This is a genomic window from Hydrogenophilus thermoluteolus, assembly GCF_003574215.1.
In the GTDB taxonomy this organism is placed as follows: Bacteria; Pseudomonadota; Gammaproteobacteria; order Burkholderiales; family Rhodocyclaceae; genus Hydrogenophilus; species Hydrogenophilus thermoluteolus.
In genome coordinates, this window is sequence record NZ_AP018558.1 from 1400813 (window position 1) to 1426056 (window position 25244).

At 62.4% G+C, this 25244-nt stretch carries 22 protein-coding genes; 13 read left to right on the top strand and 9 right to left on the bottom strand.

The window, feature by feature from the left end; genetic code table 11:
- Positions 1 to 92: 92 nt before the first annotated feature.
- A complete protein-coding gene (locus tag HPTL_RS06830; RefSeq protein ID WP_119335314.1) occupies positions 93 to 776 on the top strand; it encodes a FlgO family outer membrane protein in 684 nt (227 codons plus the stop codon).
- Positions 776 to 1375, top strand: a complete 600-nt coding sequence (locus HPTL_RS06835; protein WP_145981798.1) for a FlgO family outer membrane protein — start codon at positions 776 to 778, stop codon at positions 1373 to 1375. The genes HPTL_RS06830 and HPTL_RS06835 overlap by 1 nt, the downstream gene beginning before the upstream one ends.
- 63 nt (positions 1376 to 1438) lie before the next feature.
- Here the strand turns inward: HPTL_RS06835 and HPTL_RS06840 are convergent, their stop codons facing one another.
- Complete coding sequence (locus HPTL_RS06840) at positions 1439 to 3421, bottom strand: monovalent cation:proton antiporter family protein (RefSeq protein WP_119335316.1); 1983 nt, start codon at positions 3419 to 3421, stop codon at positions 1439 to 1441.
- 58 nt (positions 3422 to 3479) lie between these two features.
- Here HPTL_RS06840 and HPTL_RS06845 point away from each other — a divergent pair, with 58 nt between their 5' ends.
- The 9 genes from HPTL_RS06845 (at position 3480) to dacB (ending at position 10756) form a co-directional block, all read left to right on the top strand.
- On the top strand, positions 3480 to 4478 hold the full coding sequence (locus HPTL_RS06845) for a KpsF/GutQ family sugar-phosphate isomerase (protein ID WP_119335317.1): 999 nt from the start codon (positions 3480 to 3482) through the stop codon (positions 4476 to 4478).
- Positions 4479 to 5012 carry a KdsC family phosphatase gene (locus tag HPTL_RS06850; RefSeq protein WP_119335318.1) on the top strand — a complete coding sequence of 178 codons (534 nt, stop codon included), beginning with the start codon at positions 4479 to 4481 and terminating at the stop codon, positions 5010 to 5012.
- Positions 5009 to 5644: an LPS export ABC transporter periplasmic protein LptC gene (gene lptC, locus HPTL_RS06855; protein ID WP_119335319.1), complete on the top strand. Its 636-nt coding sequence runs from the start codon at positions 5009 to 5011 to the stop codon at positions 5642 to 5644. Before HPTL_RS06850 ends, lptC begins: the two co-directional genes overlap by 4 nt.
- Positions 5641 to 6198: a lipopolysaccharide transport periplasmic protein LptA gene (gene lptA / locus HPTL_RS06860; RefSeq protein WP_119335320.1), complete on the top strand. Its 558-nt coding sequence runs from the start codon at positions 5641 to 5643 to the stop codon at positions 6196 to 6198. Before lptC ends, lptA begins: the two co-directional genes overlap by 4 nt.
- Entirely contained in the window at positions 6195 to 6983 is a 789-nt protein-coding gene (locus tag HPTL_RS06865) for an enoyl-CoA hydratase (protein WP_119335321.1), read from the top strand. The genes lptA and HPTL_RS06865 overlap by 4 nt, the downstream gene beginning before the upstream one ends.
- A 100-nt stretch (positions 6984 to 7083) precedes the next feature.
- Positions 7084 to 7671: a phasin family protein gene (locus HPTL_RS06870; RefSeq protein ID WP_170141295.1), complete on the top strand. Its 588-nt coding sequence runs from the start codon at positions 7084 to 7086 to the stop codon at positions 7669 to 7671.
- Between the two features lie 160 nt (positions 7672 to 7831).
- The gene (gene lptM / locus HPTL_RS11630; RefSeq protein ID WP_119335323.1) at positions 7832 to 8035 is read left to right on the top strand and encodes an LPS translocon maturation chaperone LptM; all 204 of its coding nucleotides are present in this window, start codon (positions 7832 to 7834) and stop codon (positions 8033 to 8035) included.
- On the top strand, positions 8022 to 9302 hold the full coding sequence (gene lysA, locus HPTL_RS06880) for a diaminopimelate decarboxylase (protein WP_197713622.1): 1281 nt from the start codon (positions 8022 to 8024) through the stop codon (positions 9300 to 9302). The genes lptM and lysA overlap by 14 nt, the downstream gene beginning before the upstream one ends.
- Before the next feature lie 17 nt (positions 9303 to 9319).
- Positions 9320 to 10756: a D-alanyl-D-alanine carboxypeptidase/D-alanyl-D-alanine endopeptidase gene (gene dacB / locus HPTL_RS06885; protein ID WP_119335324.1), complete on the top strand. Its 1437-nt coding sequence runs from the start codon at positions 9320 to 9322 to the stop codon at positions 10754 to 10756.
- Between the two features lie 131 nt (positions 10757 to 10887).
- On the opposite strand, the gene pnp is transcribed toward dacB, so the two are convergent.
- The 8 genes from pnp to purL form a co-directional block, all read right to left on the bottom strand.
- On the bottom strand, positions 10888 to 13029 hold the full coding sequence (gene pnp, locus HPTL_RS06890; protein WP_119335325.1) for a polyribonucleotide nucleotidyltransferase: 2142 nt from the start codon (positions 13027 to 13029) through the stop codon (positions 10888 to 10890).
- 71 nt (positions 13030 to 13100) lie between these two features.
- The gene (rpsO, locus tag HPTL_RS06895; RefSeq protein WP_119335326.1) at positions 13101 to 13367 is read right to left on the bottom strand and encodes a 30S ribosomal protein S15; all 267 of its coding nucleotides are present in this window, start codon (positions 13365 to 13367) and stop codon (positions 13101 to 13103) included.
- On the bottom strand, positions 13357 to 14421 hold the full coding sequence (gene truB / locus HPTL_RS06900; protein ID WP_119335327.1) for a tRNA pseudouridine(55) synthase TruB: 1065 nt from the start codon (positions 14419 to 14421) through the stop codon (positions 13357 to 13359). The genes rpsO and truB overlap by 11 nt, the downstream gene beginning before the upstream one ends.
- Positions 14396 to 14815, bottom strand: coding sequence for a 30S ribosome-binding factor RbfA (rbfA, locus tag HPTL_RS06905; protein WP_119335328.1), 420 nt, complete (start codon positions 14813 to 14815; stop codon positions 14396 to 14398). Before rbfA ends, truB begins: the two co-directional genes overlap by 26 nt.
- 10 nt (positions 14816 to 14825) lie before the next feature.
- A complete protein-coding gene (infB, locus tag HPTL_RS06910) occupies positions 14826 to 17771 on the bottom strand; it encodes a translation initiation factor IF-2 (protein ID WP_119335329.1) in 2946 nt (981 codons plus the stop codon).
- Positions 17772 to 17784: 13 nt separating this feature from the next.
- Positions 17785 to 19257 (bottom strand): transcription termination factor NusA, encoded by a 1473-nt coding sequence (gene nusA, locus HPTL_RS06915; RefSeq protein ID WP_119335330.1) that lies wholly within the window; start codon positions 19255 to 19257, stop codon positions 17785 to 17787.
- Positions 19258 to 19282: 25 nt separating this feature from the next.
- Positions 19283 to 19717 carry a ribosome maturation factor RimP gene (rimP, locus tag HPTL_RS06920; protein ID WP_119336116.1) on the bottom strand — a complete coding sequence of 145 codons (435 nt, stop codon included), beginning with the start codon at positions 19715 to 19717 and terminating at the stop codon, positions 19283 to 19285.
- Positions 19718 to 19838: 121 nt separating this feature from the next.
- Complete coding sequence (gene purL, locus HPTL_RS06925) at positions 19839 to 23789, bottom strand: phosphoribosylformylglycinamidine synthase (RefSeq protein ID WP_197713623.1); 3951 nt, start codon at positions 23787 to 23789, stop codon at positions 19839 to 19841.
- Between the two features lie 97 nt (positions 23790 to 23886).
- On the opposite strand from purL, the gene HPTL_RS06930 reads away from it, so the two are divergent.
- Positions 23887 to 24465 (top strand): CBS domain-containing protein, encoded by a 579-nt coding sequence (locus tag HPTL_RS06930; RefSeq protein ID WP_170141296.1) that lies wholly within the window; start codon positions 23887 to 23889, stop codon positions 24463 to 24465.
- Entirely contained in the window at positions 24462 to 25244 is a 783-nt protein-coding gene (locus tag HPTL_RS06935) for a phosphatase PAP2 family protein (protein ID WP_170141297.1), read from the top strand. The genes HPTL_RS06930 and HPTL_RS06935 overlap by 4 nt, the downstream gene beginning before the upstream one ends.

Here is a 25244-nt window from a genome sequence, read left to right on the forward strand (position 1 = left end):
CGCAATTGCGCGCGTTTTTCCCCGTAAAATCCCCTAAAGTTTTTCGCTGGGTTGCCGATAATCGAGGCAAAGCACCATCAGGAGTCGAAAGCATGACACCGCGTTCTCTCTTAGGGGTTCTCTTTGCGGCACTCACGGCTGCCGGCTGTTCGTCGGTCACGGTGAGCGCACATCAAGAAACCCCCAACCCAACCGCGAATGGTGCGCGACACGAAGCCGTCGCATCCGAGTACGGCGCTGCCATGCCGTCGATCGAAATGCGCCCGGCGTTCCGCCCGCACCGTCAAGCGACCGCAGCCCCGCTTTCGGTTACCGAAGCGCTCAACTTGATGGCGGAACAGCTCGACGCCAATACCAAACACAAGAGCGCCTATCCCGCAGTGCTCGCCGCGACGTTCGTGAACCTGGACCGGATCGACGACACCTCACCGCTCGGGCGGCTGCTTACCGAAGGGCTGGTCGCGCGCTTGCAGGTTCGTGGCTGGAACCTCTATGACGTGCGCCTCAGTAAAGCGGTTGCGGTCACGCCAGAGGGCGAGTTCGTCCTCTCCCGCGATCCCAAGCGGCTCGAATACCAGTATGCGGCTGCGGCCGTACTCACGGGCACTTACACCGTGACCAGTAACGAGGTCATTCTCCACGCACGGATCACCGATGTCGCAACCGGCGTCGTGGTGGCCAGCTCTGAAGTGCGGCTTCCCATCGACGACGAGGTAGCCCATCTCCTCACCGATCACGACAGCCTGCGCCCGATGCGGATCATTCGGGGCCACTGATGCGGCAACGCCCTGACCGCAGTCACGTGACGAGACGGCACCAGTGGCTGCAACGCTTCGCGATGGTCGCACTAGCGAGTACGCTCGCAGCGTGCGCGCAGTCGGCCGTTGTCGAACCGCGCACAGAATCGCTGAGCGATTGCGCCACGTTACTGCACGAGCGGCTGGGTGCAGACGCCGCGCAACTGTGCGGCTGCCAGGGCTTGGCGTGCACGACCCCGGTGGTCATCACCGATTTCGTCGCCGTTGACGATTACCGGTCGCAACGGCTCGGCAAACGCCTTGGAGAAGAGTTTCGCTTGGCGTGGCAACAACGTTGCCAGCGCCCGGTCCGTACCGTCGAACTGGCAGCCGACTTTCGCCTCGATGAAACCGGGCTGCGCGCGCTCACCCGCGACGTCGCGCAATTGATGACCACGACCACCGCGGACCCGCTCGCTTTCGTCGGCACCTACCGTTTGGAAGGAACCGAGCGCATCCGCTATTTCATCCGCCAAGTCCACCTGCCCACGCAAACCACCACGACCATGGCAGGAGGTTACTTGCCGCGCCGCTGTATCGACCCCCTGACGCCGCTGCCTTCGCGTCTCACGCAGTAGGTTCACGAAGGAGGCGTCAGAATAGCCCTCTGGGAGGGTTGTTCGCGCATCGGCCAGCGACGCTCAATCAGGCCCGGCAAGAAAGCGCTCGCGCGCCGCTTCGAGCGCCGCCATATCCCCGCGCACGATCAGCGCATCCCCGCGCTGCAAACGGAAACTGGCGTCCGGAGCCGCACCACGAATCCCCCGACGCCGCACCGCGACCACCTCGACGCGCAACGTATCGAGCGCAAGCGCCCCGAGCGTATGCCCGACCCACGGGGAATCGTCGGCAACCACGAAGGTATCGAGCCGGACACCGTCTGCGTCGTGTTCCTCATCCGCAGCGTCGCTCACCCCGGAAAAGAAACCGCGGAAAAGCCCATAACGCTCTTCGCGCAACGCGCGCAGACGGCGTACCAGTTTCGGCAACGGCACCCCGATCAATGCCAACGTCTGCACCGCCATCATGATGGCCACCTCGATCGCTTCCGGAATCACCTCGGACGCGCCAGCGGCGAACATCCGCTCGATGTCGCCCTCATCACGCACCCGGACCACCACGGGCGCCTCTGGCCGCAACGCTTGAACCGCCGATAGGATGCGCAGCGCTGCGTCGCGATCGGCGAAGGTGACCACCACCGCTTGCGCCCGCATTAACCCGGCCGCTTTGAGCACCTCGGTGCGCGCCGCATCCCCATACACGACGTTTTCCCCTGCCGCTTGCGCCCGCCGCACCCGTTCTGGATCGAGGTCGAGCGCAACCACGCTGATTCCCTCCTGGTCAAGGAGCTTAGCCATATGCTGCCCGGTTCGACCATAGCCCAGCAGCAGTACCGGCGCCTTGATCTTCACCGTCCGCGCCGCAATCTGCGTGAGCTCCAACGAGCGCCGCGTCCATTCGCTCGCCACCACGCGCAAAACGATCTTGTCGGAAAACTGCACGATCACCGGCGCGATCAACATCGACAACACCAGCGACGCCGCGATTACCTGTGGCCACGGTTCGGGCATCAACCCGTGCCGCTCGCCCAAGGCAAGGACCACGAAACCGAACTCCCCCGCCGTACACAACCACAAAGCGGAGCGCAGTGCGGTGCTTGCGTCACTGCCCAACACCCGTGATCCTGCCCAAACGATCACCCCTTTGAGGATCAGCACCACCACGATCGTCACCGCAACCCAAGGCAGAAAGCGAAGCACCACGCCGATGTCGAGAAACATCCCGACGGTGATGAAAAAGAGCCCCAGGAGCACGTCGCGAAACGGCTTGATATCCTCTTCCACCTGGTAGCGGTATTCGGTTTCGGCAATCAACATCCCGGCCAGGAAAGCCCCGAGCGCGAGCGACAACCCCAGGAGCTCGGAAAGCATCGCCATGCCGATCGTGACCAAAAGGACGTTCAACGTGAAGAATTCACTCGAGCGTTGCCGCGCCACCCAACCGAACCAGCGGCGCATCACGGGTTGGCCGAAGCGCAACACGAGCGCCAGCGCCACCGCCGCTTTCACCAGCGCCAGCCCCATCGGCAAGAGCCACTCTCCCCCCGCTTCGCCCCTGCCGAGCGCAGGCAGCAAAATGAGGATCGGCACCACGGCGAGATCTTGAAAGAGCAACACGCCGATCACTTCTCGCCCGTGGGGTTTTTCCAACTCCATCCGCTCGGTGAGCAATTTCGACAAAATCGCCGTCGAGGACATCGCCAACGCAGCGGCGAGTACGAAAGCACCGATCCACGGCAACCCCAGGGCCCCACCGATTCCCATCAACACCACGATCGTCACCAAGACCTGGATCGCCCCAAGGCCGAAGACGACGCGGCGCATCGCCTTGAGGTGACCCAGCGAAAATTCCAAACCGATCGAAAACATCAAAAAGACGATGCCGAATTCAGCGACGAACTGCGCCGTGGCAGGATCGCGAACCAGATTGAGGGTACTGGGGCCGACGAGCACCCCGACCATCAAATAGCCGATGATCGGCGGCAAGCCCAATTGCCGCGTGAGGCCCACCGCGACCACCGACCCCGCCAGAAGCCCAACCAGCAAAAAAAGGCTTTCGTGCATTCCGTTCCCCGACAGATGGGTTTGCTATACTACGCGCCAGTATAGCGGAAAGGACAACATGGCCGAATCGTCAGCGTCCATCGACCCAGAGCACCTGATCGCTCGGGGCGAAACCACATTGGCGATCGAAATCGCTGGGCTTGAGGCGGTCAAAGCACGCTTACGGGGCGACCAGAGTTTCGTCCGCGCCGTCACGGTGATCCTCGAAGCCAAAGGGCGGGTGATCGTGACCGGCGTGGGGAAATCGGGCCACATCGGGCGCAAGATCGCCGCCACCCTGGCTTCGACCGGCACCCCCGCCTATTTCGTCCATGCGGCGGAAGCCGCGCATGGCGACCTCGGAATGATCACACCCGAAGACGTGGTGATCGCGATCTCCTATTCGGGCCAATCGGACGAACTTCTGACCATCCTGCCAGCGATCAAACGCTTCGGCGCCCACCTCATAGCGATCACCGGCCGAGCCCATTCGCCGCTCGCACAAGCCGCCGAGGTCCATCTCGACGTCTCTGTACCGCAAGAGGCGTGCCCGCACAACATCGCGCCAACTGCGAGCACCACGGCGACGCTCGCGCTCGGTGACGCGTTGGCGATGGCGCTCTTGGAAGCGCGCGGTTTTGGTCCAGACGATTTTGCCCGGACCCACCCCGCCGGTGCGCTGGGGCGGCGGCTGTTGCTGCGTTTGAGCGACGTGATGCGGCCCCGCGCCCGCTGTCCGGTCGCAACAACCCAGACCCCGTTCACCGAAGCGCTCTTGACGATGACCCAAGGCGGCATGGGGATGGTGATCGAAGTGGACGAGCACGACCGTCCGATTGGCATCTTCACCGACGGAGATCTGCGCAGACTCCTGGAGCGCGGCACCGATTGGCGCCATGCCCGTTTCGGCGACGTTGCCCACCCTGCCCCCAAGACCCTCCCGGCAACTGCGCTTGCCGCCGAAGCGGCCCACTTCATGGAGACGCACCGCATCAACCACATCCTGGCCGTGCACGCAGACGGAACCCTTGCGGGTGCGGTCCATATGCACGATTTGATGCACGCCAAGGTGATTTAGATGAATGCTCAAGCGAAAGCGCGCGCCGTGCGTCTGATGGGATTCGACATCGACGGGGTGATGACCGACGGCCGCCTCTATTACGGTCCCGACGGCGAAACCCTAAAAGTTTTTCACAGTCGCGATGGACACGGCCTGAAACTGCTGATGCGCGCCGGAATCGTCGTCGTGGTGATCTCGGGGCGGCGCTCTGCAGCGCTCGAAGCGCGCTGTGCCGAACTCGGTGTGCACGAATGCCACTTGGGTGTCGAAGACAAACTCGCGACGCTGCAAACCATCCTTGCCCGGCGCAACTTGACGCGCCAACAGGCCGGATATATGGGCGACGACATCGTCGATCTCGAAATTCTCTGCCAGTGCGGGTTTTCGGCGGCGCCTGCCGACGCCCATCCGGAGGTCTGCGCCCGCGTCGACTACCGTGCGGCGCTGCCTGGCGGTCACGGCGCCGTCCGTGAAGTGTGTGATTGGCTGCTCAAAACGCAAAACCGTTACCAGCAGCTGGTTCAAGAAGCTTTGGGGTCCGCTGCGCCATGATGTTGACGGCATCGACCGCTCGTACCACGCTCCTCTTGACTGCGTTGGCGGTGATCGCCTCAGGGCTTTGGTGGCTTGCCGAGCGCGAAATGGCCGCACTCACCCCCCCTTCGCCACCGGCGCCGCAGATCGACGGCACCGCCTATCAGACCTTCACCCGCATCTATGACCGATCGGGCCGGTTGCAGCAGACGCTCACCGCGGCGCGGCTTGACCACGAACGCCTCAGTGCACAACTGCTGCTCACTCAGGTCACGTTCGAATCGTTCCGCCCCCCATACCATACCGTGGCATTCGCCCAACAGGCGCGGTGGCTCGAAAACGAAGGGCGGCTCGACCTTTGGAATACGGTGCGCATCCGCCGCGATACGCTCGATGCCCCGCCGCTTGCGCTCGCAACGGAAGCGCTGACGCTCTGGCCCCATGAAGGGCGGGGCAGTAGCGCGACGCAAACCTGGTTACTCCAAGGGGCGCGTTGGGCTGTCGGTGATACCCTGACTGCCGAACGCGACTTCACCCATATCGTCTTGGCCGGAAACGCGCACGTTCACTGGCCGGCGCCGCCTTCGCCTCGGCAACGCGTACCGCAACCCAACGCACCCTCCGCACGACCCGGTAAAGGATCAGGATGAGCACGCTTGTCTGCAGCCATTTACGCCCGCTCGCGTTGACCGCACTCACAGCGCTGATCGTGGCATTGCCCGGACCACTCTACGCGAAAAAGAGCGATCGCGACCAACCGGTTGCAATCGACGCCGACCGGATCACCGTCGACGAACGCGAACGCACCCACCGCTTCGAAGGCAACGTCCTGCTGCGCCAAGGTACGCTGGAGATTCGTGCCGACGAGGTGATCGTGACACAGGACGACCAGGGGTTTCGCACCGGAACCGCGATCGGCAAAGGGCGCTTGGCCACCTTTCGCCAACAGAAAGAGGGTTCGGACGAATGGATCACGGGGCAAGCGGAACGGCTCGACTATGACGCGCGGGCCGAACGCTTGACGCTGACCGGCCGCGCCCGCGTCACCTCGGGTGCCGACATCGTCGAAGGCGCGGTGATCGTCTATGAAGTGGTCAACGAAACCTATCGCGTGACCAAAAGCGGCGCGACCTCCTCTGCCCCGAACGGGCGGGTGCGCGCGATCATTCAACCCAAAAACCCACCCAAGGAGCAAAAACCATGAATGAAACCAGCCATTCATCCGTCGTATTGACCGAAGTCCATGGCAAAGTCGGGCTGATCCGCATCAATCGCCCGGAACGGATGAACGCGCTCAATGACGCGGTGGTCGATGCGATCGGCGCTGCGCTCGACACTTTTGAGGCCGACGACGCCATCGGCGCGATCGTCATCACCGGCAACGAAAAGGCCTTCGCGGCGGGTGCAGACATCGGCGCGATGGCCGAGTTCGACTATCAGCACGCCTACCGAACCGACTACATCACCCGCAACTGGGAGCGCGTGAAGACCTGTCGCAAACCGATCATCGCTGCGGTTGCCGGCTATGCGCTGGGGGGCGGGTGCGAGTTGGCGATGATGTGCGATTTCATCATTGCCGCCGACAACGCGAAGTTCGGACAACCGGAGATCAAGCTCGGAATCCTACCCGGTGCCGGCGGAACGCAGCGGTTACCCCGTGCGGTCGGAAAGGCAAAAGCGATGGACATGTGCCTTACTGCGCGCTTCATGGACGCGGAAGAGGCCGAACGTGCGGGGCTGGTGTCGCGGATCGTCCCCGTCGACCGATTGCTCGACGAGGCACTCTCTGCCGCGCAGACCATCGCCTCGTACTCGCTGCCCGTGGTGATGATGGTCAAAGAGTGTGTCAACCGTGCGTTCGAAAGCTCGCTTGCCGAAGGGCTCCTCTTCGAGCGCCGCGTCTTCCATGCCGCGTTTGCGCTCGAAGACCAGAAAGAGGGCATGAAGGCGTTTCTGGAAAAACGCCCGCCCCAGTTCAAAAACCGCTGAGTTGTGCACTGCACAAAAAAATGTTGACTTTCTCCCGATGGGTCGCTATAGTATGGATTGTTGCACTGCAACATTTTTGAACTCATCGGGAGGTATCGCCATGAACACGCAATTCATTGAACAACTCGCCAACAACCAGCGCAAAATTTCGGAAGCCTGGCTCGCCATCGCCAACCAAAACTTCGCGCTCGGCGAAAAGCTCACCAACATCACGCTCGAAATGCTGCGCGGCAACATGGAGCGTTTCGCGCAACAAAGCCAGGCGCTCGTGACGCAAAAAGATCCGCAAGCTGCGTGGCAAGAGGTGCAGAAATTCGTCACCAGCAACGTCGAAGAGCTGGTGAACCAGCAGCGTCAAGTCGCGGAGCTTTTGAAACAGCACCGCAACGAGCTCAGCAAGGTCGCCGAAGAGCAGATCAACGCAATCAACAAAGAGATCGCAGAGCTCCTCGACAACCTGGCCAAATCGGCCCCTGCTGGTTCGGAAGTCGCGATCAACGCCGCGAAGTCGGCATTGGCCGCTACGAGCGCTGCCTACGAAAACATTCAGAAAGCGTTCCAGCAGGTGAATGAAATCGTCGAAGCGAACCTCTCCGCCGCGGCGAACGCCGCGACCAAAGCGGTGAGCGCCGCTGCGCAAACCGCGCAAAAAGCGCAACCGGCTGCGGGCGCGAAGAAGTCGGCGTAATGCGCGGCTGACACCACACCGGTTGTGGGGGTGCGTGCAGATCACCTGAGCGTTGCCCTCAGTTCCAGGATCCTCAACGCCCTGTTTCGTGCAGGGCGTTTTGTTTGGCAAAAGCGCCGCTCCTTTGTTACGATTTCGCTTTTGTTGCGACGAACCGGCCATGCGTCTGAGATTGCTGTTGCTTGTTCCGTGCGCGCTTGCACTCACTGCCTGTGGCGTCAAAGGGCCATTGACCCTACCACCAAAACAAACGTCCGCACAAGCGGCCTTTGCAGAGGAAGCGCCGCTGGCATTCTCACCTACTTCGGCAGCCACGGCCCTATTTGCCCCATTGGAACCCAGCCACGATCATGACGCCGTCTGACCTTTTTCCCATGCCGACCCTTTCTCGTCGAAACGGGACGCTCACGTTGGAAACCACGCCGTTAACCGCGATCGCGGAAAGCTACGGCACACCGTGCTACGTCTATTCCGAAGCGGCGATCCGCGCGGCGTGGGCAGCCTATCGCGAAGGGCTGCCCCCAGAAGCCGGCACGATCCATTATGCAGTCAAGGCGAACAGCAACCTGTCGATCCTGCGCCTTTTCGCCGAGCTCGGCGCGGGCTTCGACATCGTCTCGGGTGGCGAACTCGAACGGGTGGTCGCAGCAGGCGGAAAACCGGAAACGGTGGTCTTCTCCGGTGTCGGCAAAGCCGTCTGGGAGATCGAACGCGCACTCGAACTCGGCATTGGCGCGTTTCACGTCGAGTCGCTCCCCGAACTCGAACGCATCGCGACGATCGCGCAGGCGCACGGTGTCACGGCACCGATCAGTTTCCGCGTCAACCCGGACGTCGACCCGAAAACCCATCCCTATATCGCCACGGGTCTGGCGCGTAGCAAATTCGGTGTCACTCTTGACGAAGCGCGCATCGGCTACCGACAAGCGATGGACCATCCCGCGTTGTCCGTGGTCGGGGTCGCCTGCCACATCGGCTCGCAACTGATTGACGACGCGCCACTCATTGAGGCCGCGGAACGAATCCGTCGTTTTGTCGAAGAGCTCGCTGATGAGGGCATTCGGCTCACCACGATCGATCTCGGCGGTGGCATCGGGATTCGCTATCGCGACGAATCGCCGCTGGACGTCGCCCAAACGCTGCGTCGCCTGCGTGCGGTTTTCGCTGGTCGTCCCGAACGGCTCGCTGTCGAGCCCGGTCGCTCCCTCGTCGGTGCGGCGGGGCTGTTGCTCACTCGTGTCGAATACGTCAAAATCCGCGATGACCATACCTTCTTCGTCGTCGACGCCGCGATGAACGACCTGATGCGACCGGCACTCTACGAAGCGTGGCATGAGATCGTCCCGGTCGTCGACCGCCCCGAGTGCCTGCCGCGTACTGGCGACGTCGTCGGGCCGGTGTGCGAAACGGGGGATTTCCTTGGTCTGGGCCGCACGCTCGCTGTCGCAGCGGGCGACCTGCTTGCCGTTCTCTGCGCAGGTGCTTACGGCATGACGATGAGCTCGAATTACAATACCCGCCCCCGCGCCGCCGAGGTTTTGGTGCGCGACAGCAGCCACCAGCTCATCCGACCCCGTGAGAAACGGGAGCAACTGTGGGCGGACGAGTTCGCGCTGCTGCCCAACGCGTAAGGCGCGGCGTCCCGACGATGGCGAAAAAGGGGCCCCAGGCGCGCGCTCCACTTGCCTGCGCGCTTGCTTTTTTGCTGCTTCTCCTGCCCGAACTGCTACTTGCTGCGGGATTGCCCAGCGCGGTCGCCAAAACCCTTACCCAAGCGGGTATCCCCACCGAATCGCTCTCCGTCTGGATCGCGCCGCTTGACGGCCGCGACGGGCCAAAACTCTACTACCACGCGGACACCCCGCGCAACCCCGCTTCGGTGATGAAGCTCATTACTACCTTTGCCGCGTTCGAAACCTTTGGCGCGAGCGCACGATGGCAGGTCGTGTTGCAAACCCGTGCCGAATGGCAGGGAGAGACGCTCTATGGGACGCTTGAGCTCGTCCACGATGGCGATCCGGCACTCACTGCCGAGCGGTTGTGGACGCTCCTTCGCACCGCACGCGCGATGGGCATTCGTCGCATCGCGGGCTTTACCGTCACTGCGCCCGCGCTTCGTCTGCCGCACTGGGACCCCAACGCGTTCGATGGGCGCGGACAAGCCCCCTATACCCAAGGACCGGCGGCGGCGCTCGCGCACTTCAACGCGATCGTCGTGACCCTTACCCCACACCCTGACGGAACAAGGGTGGTCGCCACCACCCACCCTCCCCTTCCCCTGCCGCTCGATACCCAAGCCCTAACTGCTGTGCCAGGGGGATGTCCGCAAGAGGTGCGCCATTTGGTTGAGGCAACGTTCGTCTCCAACCGCCTCGTGCTCTCTGGGCGCTACCCGATCGCGTGCAGCACCCAGACGTTGGCGCTCGCGCCGCCAGACCCGAACCGTTACGTCGAATGGCTCTTGACCGCGATCTGGCAAGAACTGGGCGGGACGATCGACCCAAAATTGGCACGCCCAGAACGCGCGCGCGCCCCGTTTCGCATCGCGGCGAGCGAATCGCCGACCCTCACCGAAATCGCGTATCAGATGAACAAATGGTCGAACAACGTGATCGCACGTCAGCTGCTTGCCCTCATCGGGTACGAAACTGCGCCCGATGCTTCGGACCATGTCGCAGCCGGACGCGACGCAGCGTTGGCGCTTCTGCGTGCGCGCGGGATCGACGACGGCCATACGGTGATCGACAACGGTGCAGGACTTTCGCGCACCGCACGCATCACGGCTCGGACACTCGCGCAACTCCTCACCTATGTGTCGCAACAGAACTACGCTGCCGAATTTTTTGCCGGGCTTCCACGCCTCGGGGAAGACGGTACCGCACGACGTCGGTACCACCACCATCCGCTCGCCGGTGACGCACACGTCAAGACCGGGACGTTGCGCGACGTACGGGCGCTTGCCGGGTATGCACGGGACCGCAACGGCAGGCCGTACGTGGTCGCGATCCTGCTGCAACACCCCAACGCATCCGCTGCCGCTTCGGTTTTTCCCCTGCTTCTGACGTGGTTGGCACAACACGGCTGACCACCGCTGCGCGCAACGAATAAACGCCAAATCCACCGCTGGGTTTGGCGTTTTGCGAAGCGCTGATCGGTGAGGAAAAACCCGCAGCGCGTTCGGATCGCGGGGCGCCTGTGGCCGCGGGCGTGACGGCGCTATTGCGCGCCTTCTTCGGTTGTGGCGCCTTCCGTGGATGCCGCGCCGCGTTCCTCCTGCGCGACCCCTTTGAGCGAAAGTTTGATCCGGCCGCGATCGTCGGTCTCGAGCACTTTGACGCGGATTTTTTGCCCCTCTTTGACGTAATCGGAGACATTATTGACGCGCTCGTTCGCGATCTGTGAGATGTGCAACAGCCCATCGCGGCCGGGGAGGATGTTTACGATCGCACCGAAGTCGAGAATCTTGAGGACCGTCCCTTCGTACTCTTTTCCGACCTCGACTTCGGCGGTGATCGCCGCAATGCGCTCTTTCGCTGCGTCGATTCCAGCGGCACTCGAAGAGGAAATGGTCACGGTACCGTCTTCGGCGATCTCGATCACCGTACCGGTCTCTTCCTGCAGCGCCCGGATCACCGCCCCGCCTTTGCCGATCACGTCGCGGATCTTGTCGGGATGGATCTTGATCTGTGCCATGCGGGGGGCGTAGGCAGAGAGCTCACCGCGCGCTTCGCCCATCGCCTCGCGCATCAACCCCAGGATGTGCAGACGCGCCTCTTTGGCTTGCGCGAGCGCCACCTGCATGATCTCTTTAGTGATCCCTTGGATCTTGATGTCCATCTGCAGTGCAGTGACGCCATCCTCGGTTCCCGCGACCTTGAAATCCATATCACCAAGATGGTCTTCGTCGCCAAGGATATCGGTGAGGACTGCGAAACGGTTCCCCTCTTTGATGAGCCCCATCGCCACTCCTGCGACATGCTTCTTGAGGGGCACCCCTGCGTCCATCAACGCGAGTGACGACGAACAGACGGTGGCCATCGAACTCGACCCGTTCGATTCGAGGATTTCGGAAACGACGCGGATCGTATACGGAAACGCTTCCTGGCTGGGGATGAGCGCTTTCAGCGCCCGTTTCGCCAGGTTGCCGTGGCCGATTTCACGCCGCTTGGGAACCCCGAAACGCCCGGTTTCGCCGGTCGAAAACGGCGGGAAATTGTAGTGGAGCATGAACGGTTCGCGGTATTCGCCCGCCAGCGCGTCGATGATCTGCTCATCCCGCCCCGTTCCGAGCGTCGCCACCGCCAGCGCCTGGGTTTCGCCACGGGTGAACAGGCACGAACCGTGGGTGCGCGGCAAAACGCCGACACGGATGTCGATGGGGCGCACGGTGCGGGTATCGCGCCCGTCGATGCGCGGTTCGCCCGCGAGGATGCGGCCGCGAACGATTTCCGACTCCAGGTCGAAAAGGATCGCGTTGATTTCGTTGAGGGACGGCATCGGCTCGAACGATTCGAGCACCGCTTGCGTCACGTCGGCGCGAATCGCCTTGAGCGCGTCGTTGCGCGCCTGCTTGGCTGGAATCGCGAACGCTGCCGACAGCCGCTCATGCGCCAGTTCCCGGATGCGCGCTTTGAGCGCTTCGTTGGGCTGCGGCGGCTGCCAATCCCAAGCGGGTTTCCCCGCTTCGGCAACCAGTTCGCGGATCGCTTCGATCGCGACCTGCATCTGTTCGTGGCCAAAGACCACCGCGCCGAGCATCACCTCTTCAGGAAGCTCTTTCGCTTCCGACTCGACCATCAGCACCGCGTTTTCGGTACCTGCGACGACGAGGTCGAGCGCGCTCGTTTTGAGCGCGCTTTGCGTTGGGTTGAGTACGTATTGGCCATCGATATACCCCACCCGGCACGCCCCCACGGGGCCTTGGAACGGAATCCCGGAAAGCGAAAGCGCCGCGCTTGCAGCGATCATCGCCGGAATATCGCCGTCTATCTCGGGATTGAGCGACAACACCTGGACGATCACCTGCACTTCGTTGGTGAAACCGTCCGGAAAGAGGGGACGAATGGGGCGGTCGATGAGGCGCGACGTCAAGGTCTCTTTTTCGCTCGGACGCCCTTCCCGCTTGAAAAAGCCGCCAGGGATACGCCCCGAAGCGTAAAACTTTTCCATGTAATCGACGGTGAGCGGGAAGAAATCTTGCCCCTCTTTCGCCTCTTTGGCGGCGACGACGGTGGCGAGCACCACCGTTTCGTCCATGTCGACCAGCACGGCACCGCTTGCTTGGCGTGCCATTTCCCCCGTCTCGATGCGAACGGTGTGCTGGCCAAAGGTAAAGGTTTTGCTGACTGCTTGTGGCATAGCGTTTTGTGTCTCCCGAAACCGAAGAGCCCTCGTCGGGGACGAGGGCTCTTCTTCGTGTGAATAAGCGGTTATTTGCGCAGCCCCAGACGTTGAATCAGGGCAAGGTAACGGTCAGGGTCGGTCCGCTTCAGGTAATCCAAGAGCCGCCGACGCTGTGAGACCATTTTCAACAGACCACGACGCGAATGGTGGTCTTTCTTGTGGGTAGCGAAATGCCCTTGCAACCCGTTGATACGGGCAGTAAGGAGCGCCACCTGGACTTCCACCGAACCGGTGTCGTTTTGGCCGCGACCGAATTCGGCAACGATTTTCGCTTTGGTTTCTTTATCCAGCATAACGGTACTCTTTCACATCCTCAAAGGTTCGGTTCCAGACAACGTCATTCCCGATGGCTTCAGGCAGCGTTGGCGAAGAATGCAGTAGTTTAGCAACAACTCGCTTGGGCGACAAGACCCCAGCCTGCAGCTGCCATTCGCCGACACCCAAAAACCGGTAACCGGTCCCGTCGCGAAGGTAGACGCGAACCGATAGTGCCCGTTCCGTTGCGCGCAGTTGCACCCCGCTGTTTGATTGCGGTGCCAAGCGATGTGCATTCGTGCGCTCGCGAAGCGTCACCGGCTGCCCGTGCCGAAAACGCTCGGCCTGGGCCGAGTCCAGAGCGATTGCAGGCAGGTGACGAACGAGGGTGTCGACCGGCAGCAGCCGCGCGCGCGTGTGTTCCGAAGGAAGTGCGCACCACGCCGCCAGCGACAAAGCTGCGTCACACGAAAAGGGCCCAACCGCGTCGCGGTGCAGCTGATCGACGTGCGCCGGAACGCCAAGCGTCGTCCCGATCGCTTCGGCCAGCGCGCGGATATAGGTCCCTTTGCTGACGGTGGCGCGCAGCACCGCGCGTTGCGCGGCTTCATCGAACGCGATACATTCCATCAGGTGGATCGTCACCCGCCGCGGTTCCCGCGCCACCGTCACCCCTTCGCGCGCCAACTGATAGAGCGGTTTACCGTCCCGCTTCAACGCCGAGACCATCGGTGGAATCTGTTCGATTTCACCCAGGAATTGGGGCAATACCGCCTGCAGCGCCGTTTCGGTCACCGAAGTTTCCGCAGTGCGCACGACCGCACCCGTCGCGTCACCGGTGTCGGTCGCTGCGCCGAAAACCACGCGAAACGTATAGGTCTTGTCGGCCTCCAACCACGCTTGGGCGAATTTGGTCGCTTCACCAAACGCGATCAGCAACAACCCCGTCGCCATCGGGTCGAGCGTTCCGCCGTGCCCCGCTTTCGCGGCGGCAAGGTGGCGCCGCAGTTGCTGCAACGCCTGGTTGCTCGAAAGGCCGCTCGGCTTATTAAGGAGCGCAACCCCGTCAATCGCGTCGCTGTGTCGCGCCATCGTCACGCTCCGCTATTTCATCCGTTCGCACTACGTCGCTTGCGCGTTCGGCTGCGACGCGGTCGATGAGTTGCGTGAGCGCAACGCCGCGCTCAATCGACGTATCGTGGAAAAAATGGAGCTGTGGCACCTTATACGTGGTCAATCGCTTCGCCAAATGCTGGCGCAGGAAACCTTTGGCACGTTCGAGCCCGGCAATCGCCTCGCGAACCCGTTCCGCCCCTTCCCAACTGGAGAGGTACACCTTCGCGTGCGACAGATCGTTCGAGACCTCGACCGCGGTAATCGTGACCACGCCAACGCGCGGGTCTTTTACCTCGCGCCGGATAAGCTCGGCCAGGTGCTGTTGGATCGCATCCGCAACGCGTCGGGCGCGGGGAAAGTCTTTGGGCATCGATCGCTCCTTACAGCGTGCGTGCAACCTCTTTCACTTCGAAGACCTCGATCTGATCACCTTCCTTGATATCTTGGAAGTTCTTGATCGAAAGCCCACACTCGTAACCCGCTTTGACCTCACGCACGTCCTCTTTGAACCGTTTGAGCGAATCGAGTTCGCCTTCGTAAATCACCACGTTGTCGCGCAACACCCGAACGCGGGCGTTGCGGCGTACCACCCCTTCGAGGACGTAGCAGCCAGCGACGGTTCCCACTTTCGGCACGCGGAAGGTCTGGCGCACTTCGACGAGCCCCAAGGTCTCTTCCTTGCGCTCAGGCGACAGGAGGCCGGCCATCGCCGCTTTGACTTCGTCGACCGCATCGTAAATGATGTTGTAGTAGCGGATGTCGACGTCGTAGGTCTCGGCCAGTTTGCGGGCGTTCGCGTCGGCCCGCACGTTGAAACCGATGATCACGGCGCCAGAAGCCTGCGCCAGGTTCACGTCGCTTTCGGTGATCCCGCCCACGCCGGTATGGACGACCTGCACCTGAACTTCGTCGGTGGAGAGCTTGGTGAGCGCTTGGGAAAGCGCCTCGGCAGAACCCTGAACGTCGGCCTTGACGATGATCGGCAATTTCTTGACATCGCCCTGCCCCATCTGGTCGAAGAGGTTTTCCAGTTTGAGCGCTTGGCTCTTCGCCAGTTTCTGTTCACGATACTTGCCTTGGCGGTAGAGGGCGATCTCCCGTGCTTTCCGCTCGTCCGGCAAGACGTAGAACGCTTCACCCGCTTGCGGCACCTCCTCGAGGCCCAGGATCTCCGCGGGCATCGAGGGGCCTGCTTCGTCGATCTGCCGCCCGGTTTCGTCGAGCATCGCGCGCACACGACCCCACGTGGCACCCGCCAAGACGACGTCCCCTTTGTGAAGTGTCCCGCTTTGCACCAAAACGGTGGCAACCGGCCCGCGCCCGCGGTCGAGCCGCGCTTCGATCACCAACCCTTTCGCGGGGCCCGTTTTCGGCGCCTTGAGCTCGAGCACCTCGGCCACCAGCAGGATCGACTCCAAGAGATCATCGATGCCTTGCCCGGTCTTCGCCGAGACATTGACGAAAATGGTGTCCCCACCGTACTCTTCCGGAATCACCCCTTCGGCAACCAGCTCCTGGCGGACACGATCCGGGTTCGCTTCGGGCTTGTCGATTTTGTTCACGGCGACGACGATCGGCACGCCGGCTGCTTTGGCGTGGTGGATCGCCTCGCGGGTCTGTGGCATCACGCCGTCATCAGCTGCAACGACCAGGACGACGACGTCGGTTGCCTGCGCCCCACGGGCCCGCATTGCGGTAAACGCCTCGTGGCCCGGAGTATCGAGGAAGGTCACCACCCCTTTGGGCGTCTCGACGTGGTACGCGCCGATGTGCTGGGTGATGCCCCCTGCTTCACCGGCAGCCACTTTGGTGCGGCGGATATAGTCCAAGAGCGACGTCTTACCGTGGTCGACGTGCCCCATCACCGTGACGACCGGCGGCCGCGGTTCGGGTGTCCGGTCGAGTTCGGCGCCAAACGTTTCCAGGAACGCGTCGGGGTCGTCGAGTTTCGCTGCAACCGCCTTGTGCCCCATTTCTTCGACCGCGAGCATTGCGGTCTCTTGGTCGAGCACCTGGTTGATCGTCGCCATCACCCCCAATTTCATCAACGTCTTGATGAGGTCGACCGCTTTGACCGCCACCGCGTGCGCCAATTCGGCCACCGTGATCGTTTCGGGAACATGGACTTCGCGCACGATCGGTTCGGCCGGGGCTTGAAAACCGTGGGCTTCGTCGCGCTGCTGGCGTTTGGTGCCCTTCTTCTTGGTTCCTTTCCCTTTCCAGCCGCTCTCGCCATCGTCGAGCGCGCGCACCTTGAGGCCACCCTTGCGGTTGGCCCGCTCTTCGCGCTCTTTCTCCTTGTTTTTCTTGCCTTTCTCTTTTGCCTTCTTGGCCGCATCCGCTGCTACCGCAGCAGGGGTCTCTGATAAAGCGCTACTGTCCGCTTCGGGCTTCTTCTCCTCCTCAGCGGCAGCCTTTTCGGCAGCCTCTGCTTGTTTGGCTGCCTGCCGCGCCGCTTCACGCGCCCGACGTTCGCGCAGTTCCGCTTCCTGAATCGCGCGCAGTTTCGCTTGCCGCTCGGCTTCGAGGCGGCGCCGCTCGAGCTCTTCCGGAGACAAAACCGGGTGCAAAGTCCGATCCTTCGCAACCGCTTCGGTCGGCTTCGCCTCTTCTGCTTTCTGCGCTTTCGCTTTGCGCTTGGCACTGCCTTTACCCGGCTCAGCGACCCGCTGCGTCTTGCCGTCCGCTTCCGGGGCCTGAGGTGCAGCTTCTGGCTGCGCCGCCTCGGTGGGTGCGTTCGATTCCGCCTGGGCGGATACGTCGGTCACATCACCCTGCGGCACGGCAGCCTTCTCTTCCGTAGTGGAAGAACCTACTGCTTCCGTTTGCGTGCGCGCGCTTTCTGGGATTTTTTTGCTCGGTTGGGCAACCGCTTCGGCAGCCGGTAAGGTTGCGTGTGCCGTTTCCGTTTTGGCTGCATCTAAAGCGTGCGCTTGTGGCTCGGAAACGCTCGGTGCCGGCGGGGGCGTTTCGCCAGCACGCAGTGCGGCTTCCACCTTCGCTTTCTCTTCCTGCGTCTTCGCCAGAATTGCTTCTTTCTTCACCAAGACCCTTTTTTTGCGCACTTCGACCTGCACCGTGCGGGCGCGCCCAGAAGCGTCGGTGGCACGGATCGCAGTGGTCTCTTTGCGCTTGAGGGTGATGCGCTTCTCGCCATCGGCGCCATGTTGACGCTTCAGGTAATCGAGCAGTTTGGCTTTGTCGTCTGCCGTGAGTGGACTATCGGGCCCTGCGGTGGAGACTCCGGCTTCGCGGAGCTGGGTAATGAGTTTGTCGACGGGGACGCCCAACTCTTGCGCAAAGGCTTTGACGTTTTCGGTATCCATGGCGGCTCCTCCCTTATTCGAACCAGTGGGCGCGCGCCTGGCTGATCAGCGATGCGGCCCGGTCAGCGTCGATCCCTGTGATCTCGACCAATTCGTCGGTTGCCAGCTCGCCCAGATCGTCGCGCGTGACGATGCCGGATTTGGCCAGTTTGACCGCGATTTGACGATCCATCCCTTCCAATGCCAACAACTCGGGCTCCAGTTTCTCGATCGCCTCCTCTTCGGCGATCGCGTCGGTAAGCAACGCGTTGCGCGCGCGCTCACGCAACGCTTGCACGATCTCCTCATCGAGCCCTTCGATCTCCAGCATTTCCGCGATCGGAACGTACGCGACCTCTTCGAGCGTGGTAAACCCTTCGTCGATCAGCAGATCGGCCAGATCGTCGTCGACGTCGAGTTTTTCCATGAAGAACTGGCGCAACGCCTGTCGCTCCGCCTCTTTGCGTTCGAGCGACTCCGATTCGCTCATCAAGTTGATCGTCCAGCCGGTGAGCTCGGAGGCTAGCTTGACATTCTGCCCGCCACGACCGATCGCGATCGCCAGGTTGGCGTCATCGACCACGACGTCCATCGCGTGCTTCTCTTCATCAACGACGATTGAAACCACTTCTGCGGGCTGCAGCGCAGCAATCACGAATTGCGCTGGATCCGGCGACCAGACGATGATGTCGATGTGCTCCATCGCGATCTCTTGCCGCACCGCCATCACGCGCGTCCCTTTCATCCCGACGCACGCCCCCACCGGGTCCAGCCGTGGATCATGTGAATGGACCGCGATCTTCGAGCGTAGGCCCGGGTCGCGTGCGCACCCTTTGATCTCGATTATCCCTTCTTCGATCTCCGGCACCTCTAATTCGAAGAGCGCGACGACGAATTCGGGCGAACTGCGCGACAAGATGATCTGGGGCCCGCGCCCCTGACGGTCGATCCGTTTGACCACCGCCCGCACGCGGTCTCCGACGCGCAACACTTCGCGCGGAATCATCTCTTCCCGCGGCAACAGCGCTTCCAAGCGACCGATCTCGACGAAGGCATTTCCTCGCTCCATGCGCTTGATCACGCCGGTGACCAGGCGATCGTCGCGTTCCAGGAACTCTTTGAGCATCTGCTCGCGTTCCGCGTCGCGAATCTTTTGCAAAATGATCTGTTTCGCGGTTTGCGCGCCGATTCGTCCGAGCTCGACCACCGGGATCTCTTCTTCGTAGTAGTCACCGGGCTTGATGTCTGGCTTGAGCTCGCGGGCGTCGATCAGCCCCATTTCCCGTTCGTCGTTCTTCACTTCGGCATCGGGCAGCACCAGCCACCGGCGCCACGCGCGATAGGTGCCGTGCTCGCGATCGATCTCGACCCGAACGTCGGCGTCTTCATGCAGATGCTTTTTCGTGGCCGAAGCAAGCGCCGCTTCGAGCGCGGAAAAAACCACATCCTTCGAGACATTTTTTTCGTGCGCCAACGCATCGACCAAAAGCAACAGTTCCCGACTCATCGCAACGTCCTTTCCTTCATTCTTTTCATTCGAAGCGCGGCACCAAGCGCGCTTTGTCCAGCATTTCCCACGCGATCACGACCTCGACGCCGTCGTCCAGCATCAGGGTCACCGATTGGTCGGTAACCTGGGCGATCTGCCCGACGAAATTGCGCCGCCCGTCGATCGCTTCCCGGGTACGCAACTGTGCCCGTTCCCCCAGGAACCGGGCAAAATGGGCCGGTTTTTTCAACACCCGGTCGAGCCCGGGGGAAGAGACCTCCAAACGGTCGTAGTCGACCCCTTCGACCTCGAAGAGGTGCTGCAGTTGGTTACTCACCCGCTCACAATCGTCGAGCGTGATCCCGGTGGGCGCATCGATGAAGACGCGGATGAGCCGCCCCCGCGGGCTCAATTCCAAATCCAGCAGCTCGTAGCCAAGCCCTTCGGCTACGCGTTCGATCATCTGTTCCAGGTTCATAAGACTCACAAACAAAAAATGGGCGTTATCGCCCATTTTCCGAAAAAGAGACGGAAACGGCGAAGCGGCAGTCAGCCACTTCGACAATCTCTATTATGATAACCCGAATCGCGACAAAAGGCTAGCCTACCCAGCGACGCGCGTTGGCAAAGAGCCGATACCAGGGGCTTTTCTCGCCGAGCCCCTCTGGCGCCCAACTCCACTGCACCGTTCGGAAGGCCCGCTCCGGGTGCGGCATCAAAATCGTGAACCGTCCGTCCGCTGTCGTGAAGCCATTGAGCCCGCCCGGCGAGCCGTTCGGGTTGAACGGGTAGCGCTCGGTGGCGCGGCCATAATGGTCGATGTAGCGAATCGTTGCCAACGCTTGGTGTTGCCGCTCCGGATCCTCCCAATGCGCACGCCCTTCTCCGTGCGAGACGACGATCGGTAACCGCGCCCCGGCCATATCGGTAAAGAGGATCGAGGGGCTGGGCAATACCTCGACCATCGCGAAACGCGCTTCGAACCGTTCGGAACGGTTGGCGACGAACTTCGGCCAGTGTTCCGCTCCCGGGATGATCGGCGCCAGGTGTGCCATCATCTGACAGCCGTTGCAGACCCCGAGCGCAAAGGTGTCCGGACGGGCAAAAAATTCGCTGAACTGCGTTTTCAGCGCGTCGTTGAAGAGGATTGCCGTAGCCCAGCCACGCCCGGCGCCCAGCACGTCGCCGTATGAAAACCCGCCACACGCGGCAAGCCCTACGAAATCGCTGAGATGGCGCCGCCCCGCAATGAGGTCACTCATCGTCACGTCAACCGCCTCGAATCCTGCCGCGTCGAATGCAGCGGCCATCTCACGGTGGCTGTTTACCCCCTGTTCGCGCAGGATCGCAACCCGCGGGCGCACGCCGGTGGCGACGAACGGAGCGGCAGGGTCTTCGTCGGGGTCGAACGTGAGCACGCAATGGAGCCCCGGATCTTGGGCATCGCCCAACGCCTCGAACTCGGATTCGGCGCAGGTTTCATCGTCACGCAGGCGCGCGATGCGTCGGCTCACTTCGCTCCAACGCTGCCACAGCACGGTCCGCTTCTCGTGAAAGAGGAGCGAACCTTCCAGCCAAATCCGCAATTCGTCGTAGGTATTGAGGGTTCCAACGAAATGGAACGTCAGCCGATATTTCTGCAAAATCGCGAGCACCACATCGCGATCGCTGCGCCGAATCTGCACGAGTGCACCCGGCGCTTCGCTAAATAGCGCGGCAAGCGCCGCGTCGTTGCGCCGCCCAACCACCGTGTCGTTGCGCTTGGTGTAGTCGATGTCGTGCGTGGCGCGGTCATACGCCAGGGTGTCGAGCTGCAGCGTCACCCCCACCCCTGAGGCGAACATCATCTCGGCCGCGGTCGCGAGCAGCCCCCCATCGGAACGGTCGTGGTAAGCCAGGATCAGATCGTTGGCTTTGAGCGCCTGCAGCGCTTCCCAGAACGCCACGAGGGTTTCCGGCGCGCAATCGGGGGGGGTTTCTCCTTGCGAATCGAACACCTGCGCAAAAATCGAGCCACCCAAGCGGTTGCGTGCGCCGTCCAAGTCGATCAGCAGCAGTTCGGTTTCGGGGGTGTCGCGATCGAGCACCGGGGTGAGAGTCCGTCGAACGTCGGCGACCGCGGCAAAAGCGGTACAGATCAGGGAAACGGGTGCGATCACCGCTTTGGCTTCCCCCGTTTCGGGGTCTTGCCAGACCGTCTTCATCGACAACGAATCTTTGCCCACGGGGATCGCAAGCCCCGACGCGACGCAGAAATCACGCGCCGCCTGCACGGCACGGTAGAGGTTCGCGTCTTCGCCACGGTGCCCAGCTGCGGCCATCCAGTTCGCGGAGAGTTTCACCGTGGTGAGCGGTCCGCGCACATCCGCTGCCCCCAGGTTGGTGACCGCTTCGGCAATCGCCAGGCGAACCGACGCCGCGGGGTCGTTGATCGCCACCGGCGTGCGTTCGCCCATTGCCATCGCCTCACCGGCGAACCCGACGAAATCGGCGGCGGTCACTGCGACGTCGGCAACTGGCACCTGCCAGCGCCCCACCAATTGGTCACGCGCGGTCAAGCCACCGACGGTGCGGTCACCGATCGTGATCAGGAACTTCTTGCTTGCCACTGCCGGATGCGCCAGGACGCGCATCACCGCGTCGCGCACGTCGATCGCAGTGAGATCGAACGGCGGCAAGAAGATCGTTCGGCTGGCTACCACCCGCTTCATGCGCGGTGGTTTGCCCAGCAGCACTTCCATCGGGAGCGCTACGGGATCGTTGCCGAAGAGGCGATCGTGCACGCGGAGCATCCCATCTTCGGTCGCCTCGCCGACGACCGCGAACGGGCACCGTTCCCGGGCACAAATCGCAGCGAACCGCTCCAGTTGCGTCGGATCGATCGCCAGCACGTACCGCTCTTGCGCCTCGTTACACCAGATTTCACGCGGGCTCATCCCGGGCTCTTCGATGGGCACCTCGCGCAACTCGATCGTAGCACCCAGTCCCGCCCCATCGACCAGTTCGGGAAGGGCGTTCGAAAGGCCCCCGGCACCCACGTCGTGGATCGAGAGAATCGGGTTCTCTGCCCCCAAGGCCCAACAACGGTCGATCACCTCCTGACAACGGCGCTGCATTTCCGGGTTGTCACGTTGCACCGACGCGAAATCGAGTTCCGCGTCGTTCGCGCCCGTAGCCATCGACGAAGCCGCACCGCCACCCAGACCGATGAGCATCCCCGGCCCACCCAACTGCACCAGGAGCGTTCCGGGCGCAAAGCCGACTTTGTGGCTCTGTTCCGCCGCGATCGCCCCCAAGCCGCCTGCGATCATGATCGGTTTGTGGTAGCCGCGCACCTCGCCCTGGACTTCACGTTCGAACGTGCGGAAATAGCCACAGAGATTGGGTCGCCCGAACTCGTTGTTGAACGCCGCGGCGCCAAGCGGCCCTTCGATCATGATCTCGAGCGGCGACGCGATCCGATCGGGCTTGCCGTAGGGTTTTTCCCACGGCTGCACGAAATCGGGCAAGTGCAGATTCGAGACGGTAAACCCAGCCAACCCCATTTTCGGGGAAGCGCCCCGCCCGGTTGCCCCTTCGTCGCGAATCTCGCCGCCCGCCCCAGTCGCGGCACCCGGATAGGGAGCAATCGCAGTGGGGTGGTTGTGGGTTTCGACTTTGCCCAAAAAATGGGTAGTGGTTTGGTGCGCGCGCCAGACCCCGTCCTCATCCGGAAACCACCGCGCCACGGTCCGTCCGGTGAAGACCGCCGCGTTGTCGGCGTACGCGACCACCGTGCCCTCCGGATGCGCCGCATGGGTATCCCGGATCATCGCAAAGAGCGACTGCGCCATCGGCCGACCGTCGATTACCCACTCGGCATTGAAAATCTTGTGACGGCAATGTTCCGAATTGGCTTGCGCGAACATCGTCAGTTCGACGTCGGTGGGATCGCGCCCCAGTTCGGTGAAAGCGGCGAAGAGGTAATCGATCTCGTCTTCGGACAGGGCAAGCCCCCATTCGCGGTTCGCCCGTTCGATCGCGGCACGCCCCTCGCTCATCACCGGCGCGGTGGCGAGCGGTTTCGGGGAATAATGGGCAAAGAGCGCCTCTCCTGTCTCGGGGTCCTTCAGGATCGATTGCGTCATCCGATCGTGAAGCAAGGCAGCGACCCCGGCTTGTTGCTCGCCGGTCAAGCTGCCCCATTCGGCAACACGAATCGCCGTACCGTGTTCGATGCGCTTCACCGCAGTCAACCCACACTGGTGCAGGATTTCGGTGGCCTTCGACGACCACGGTGAGATCGTCCCCAGCCGCGGCGCCACCAGGAACCCTTCGCTCCAACGAGGCGTTTTTTGCCGTTCTCCCTGCAAAATTTGGGCCAAACGCGCATCCAACGACGTCTCATCCCCGTGGTCCGGCGCCATTTCGAGCCAATACCACGCGTACGCGGTCAGCGTCACACGGGTGCCCAACGCACGCGACACGCGCGCACTCGCGCTCGCTTCGCGCGCCGCAGACCAGGTTCGGGAACCAAGGAAATGCCAAATCGTCATTGCAGAAGCAGGCATGCCGAAACGCCTTTCACAGAGTCCGTTGCGATCAACCGCAATTGTACGCGGTTCTTTCGCTACAATGAGAATACGCTCGGCACACAAGGAGACTCTCATGACTGGAAAAGCGCTGCAACCGATCCCGTTCCCCCACAAGCCCTTTCTGTTGCAACCGCCGCGCGCCGATCAGCCGGCCACGCTCGACGCGCCCGCAATCGAGGTGCTGACCGATTTTTCCCGGACACCGCCGGTGGTCGCCACCCCGGAAGAGTCGGTGGTAGACGCCGAGCAGCGGATGATCCGCCGTGGCGTGCGTTCCGTACTGGTCCTCAACGCAGAGGGACGAATCGTCGGCATTCTCACCGCTGCCGATATCTTGGGCGAAAAGCCCCTGCGTTTTGCGCAAGACAACAATCTGGCCCCCACGGAGGTTCGTGTCGGGGACATCATGACCCCGATCGAGAAGATGGATGCGCTGACCTTCGAGCAGGTCAGCCGCGCAACCGTCGCCGATATCGTCGCGACGCTCCAAGCCTTGGGACGCCAACATACGCTGGTCGTCGAAAACCGTGACGGCGAATGGGTGGTTCGCGGCATCTTCTCCTCGACCCAAATCGCGCGCCAGCTCGGTACCGAGGTGCCGATCCTCGTGAAAGCCCGCACTTTTGCCGAAATCGAAGCCGCATTGAAGTGATCCGCTCGCTCCTGCTCTTGGCGCTGCTCTTTTTGGGGAGCGGGTACGGGCTGGCGACCCTTCCGGCAAACGAGACGCTCTTTCGCGTCCTCAACGAGGGCGCGGCGGGGCTACCCGCTTCCCTCTGGACAACGCTCACCAATCTGGGTGCGACGAGCGTCGCGGTGGCGCTGCTCGTTGCCGTCACCCCGTGGACGATGCGGCCGTTGTGGCTCGCAGCACTTGCAGCCTTTCCCACGACGCTCGTCGTCCACGGCCTCAAAAAAGCAGTTGCAGCTCCCCGCCCCGCCGCAGTGCTTGATCCCCACCAGATCGTCTGGTTCGACCTGCTTCCCAAAAGCGGCGCGTTTCCGTCCGGTCATACCGCAACCGCAGTTGTCCTGGGTGGCGCGCTCCTTTGCGGGTTAGTCGTGCGTCGTGATCGGTTCGCAAGCCGACAACGCACTCTGCCCCCCGCACGGATATGGCTCGTCGGCGCTGGGGTCGTGTTCCTGGTTTCCGCGATCGCGTTTTCGCGGATCGCCGTTGGCGCCCACTGGCCCAGTGACGTGATCGGCGGGCTCGGCGCGGGGCTCTTTGGCTTGACCGTTGCCGCTTTTCTGATTCGCCGTTTTCCCGAACCATCCCCACAAACGACCCGATTTTTGCTTGTCGGAGGGCTTGCGACGGCTGCCTACGCCCCTTTCGACCACGCAATTTATCCCAGCGGCGCCGCGCTCGTCTGGGTGGTTGCGCTCGCGGCGTGGGTCGGCGCCATACGGCGTTTGGGGGGGCAGTAG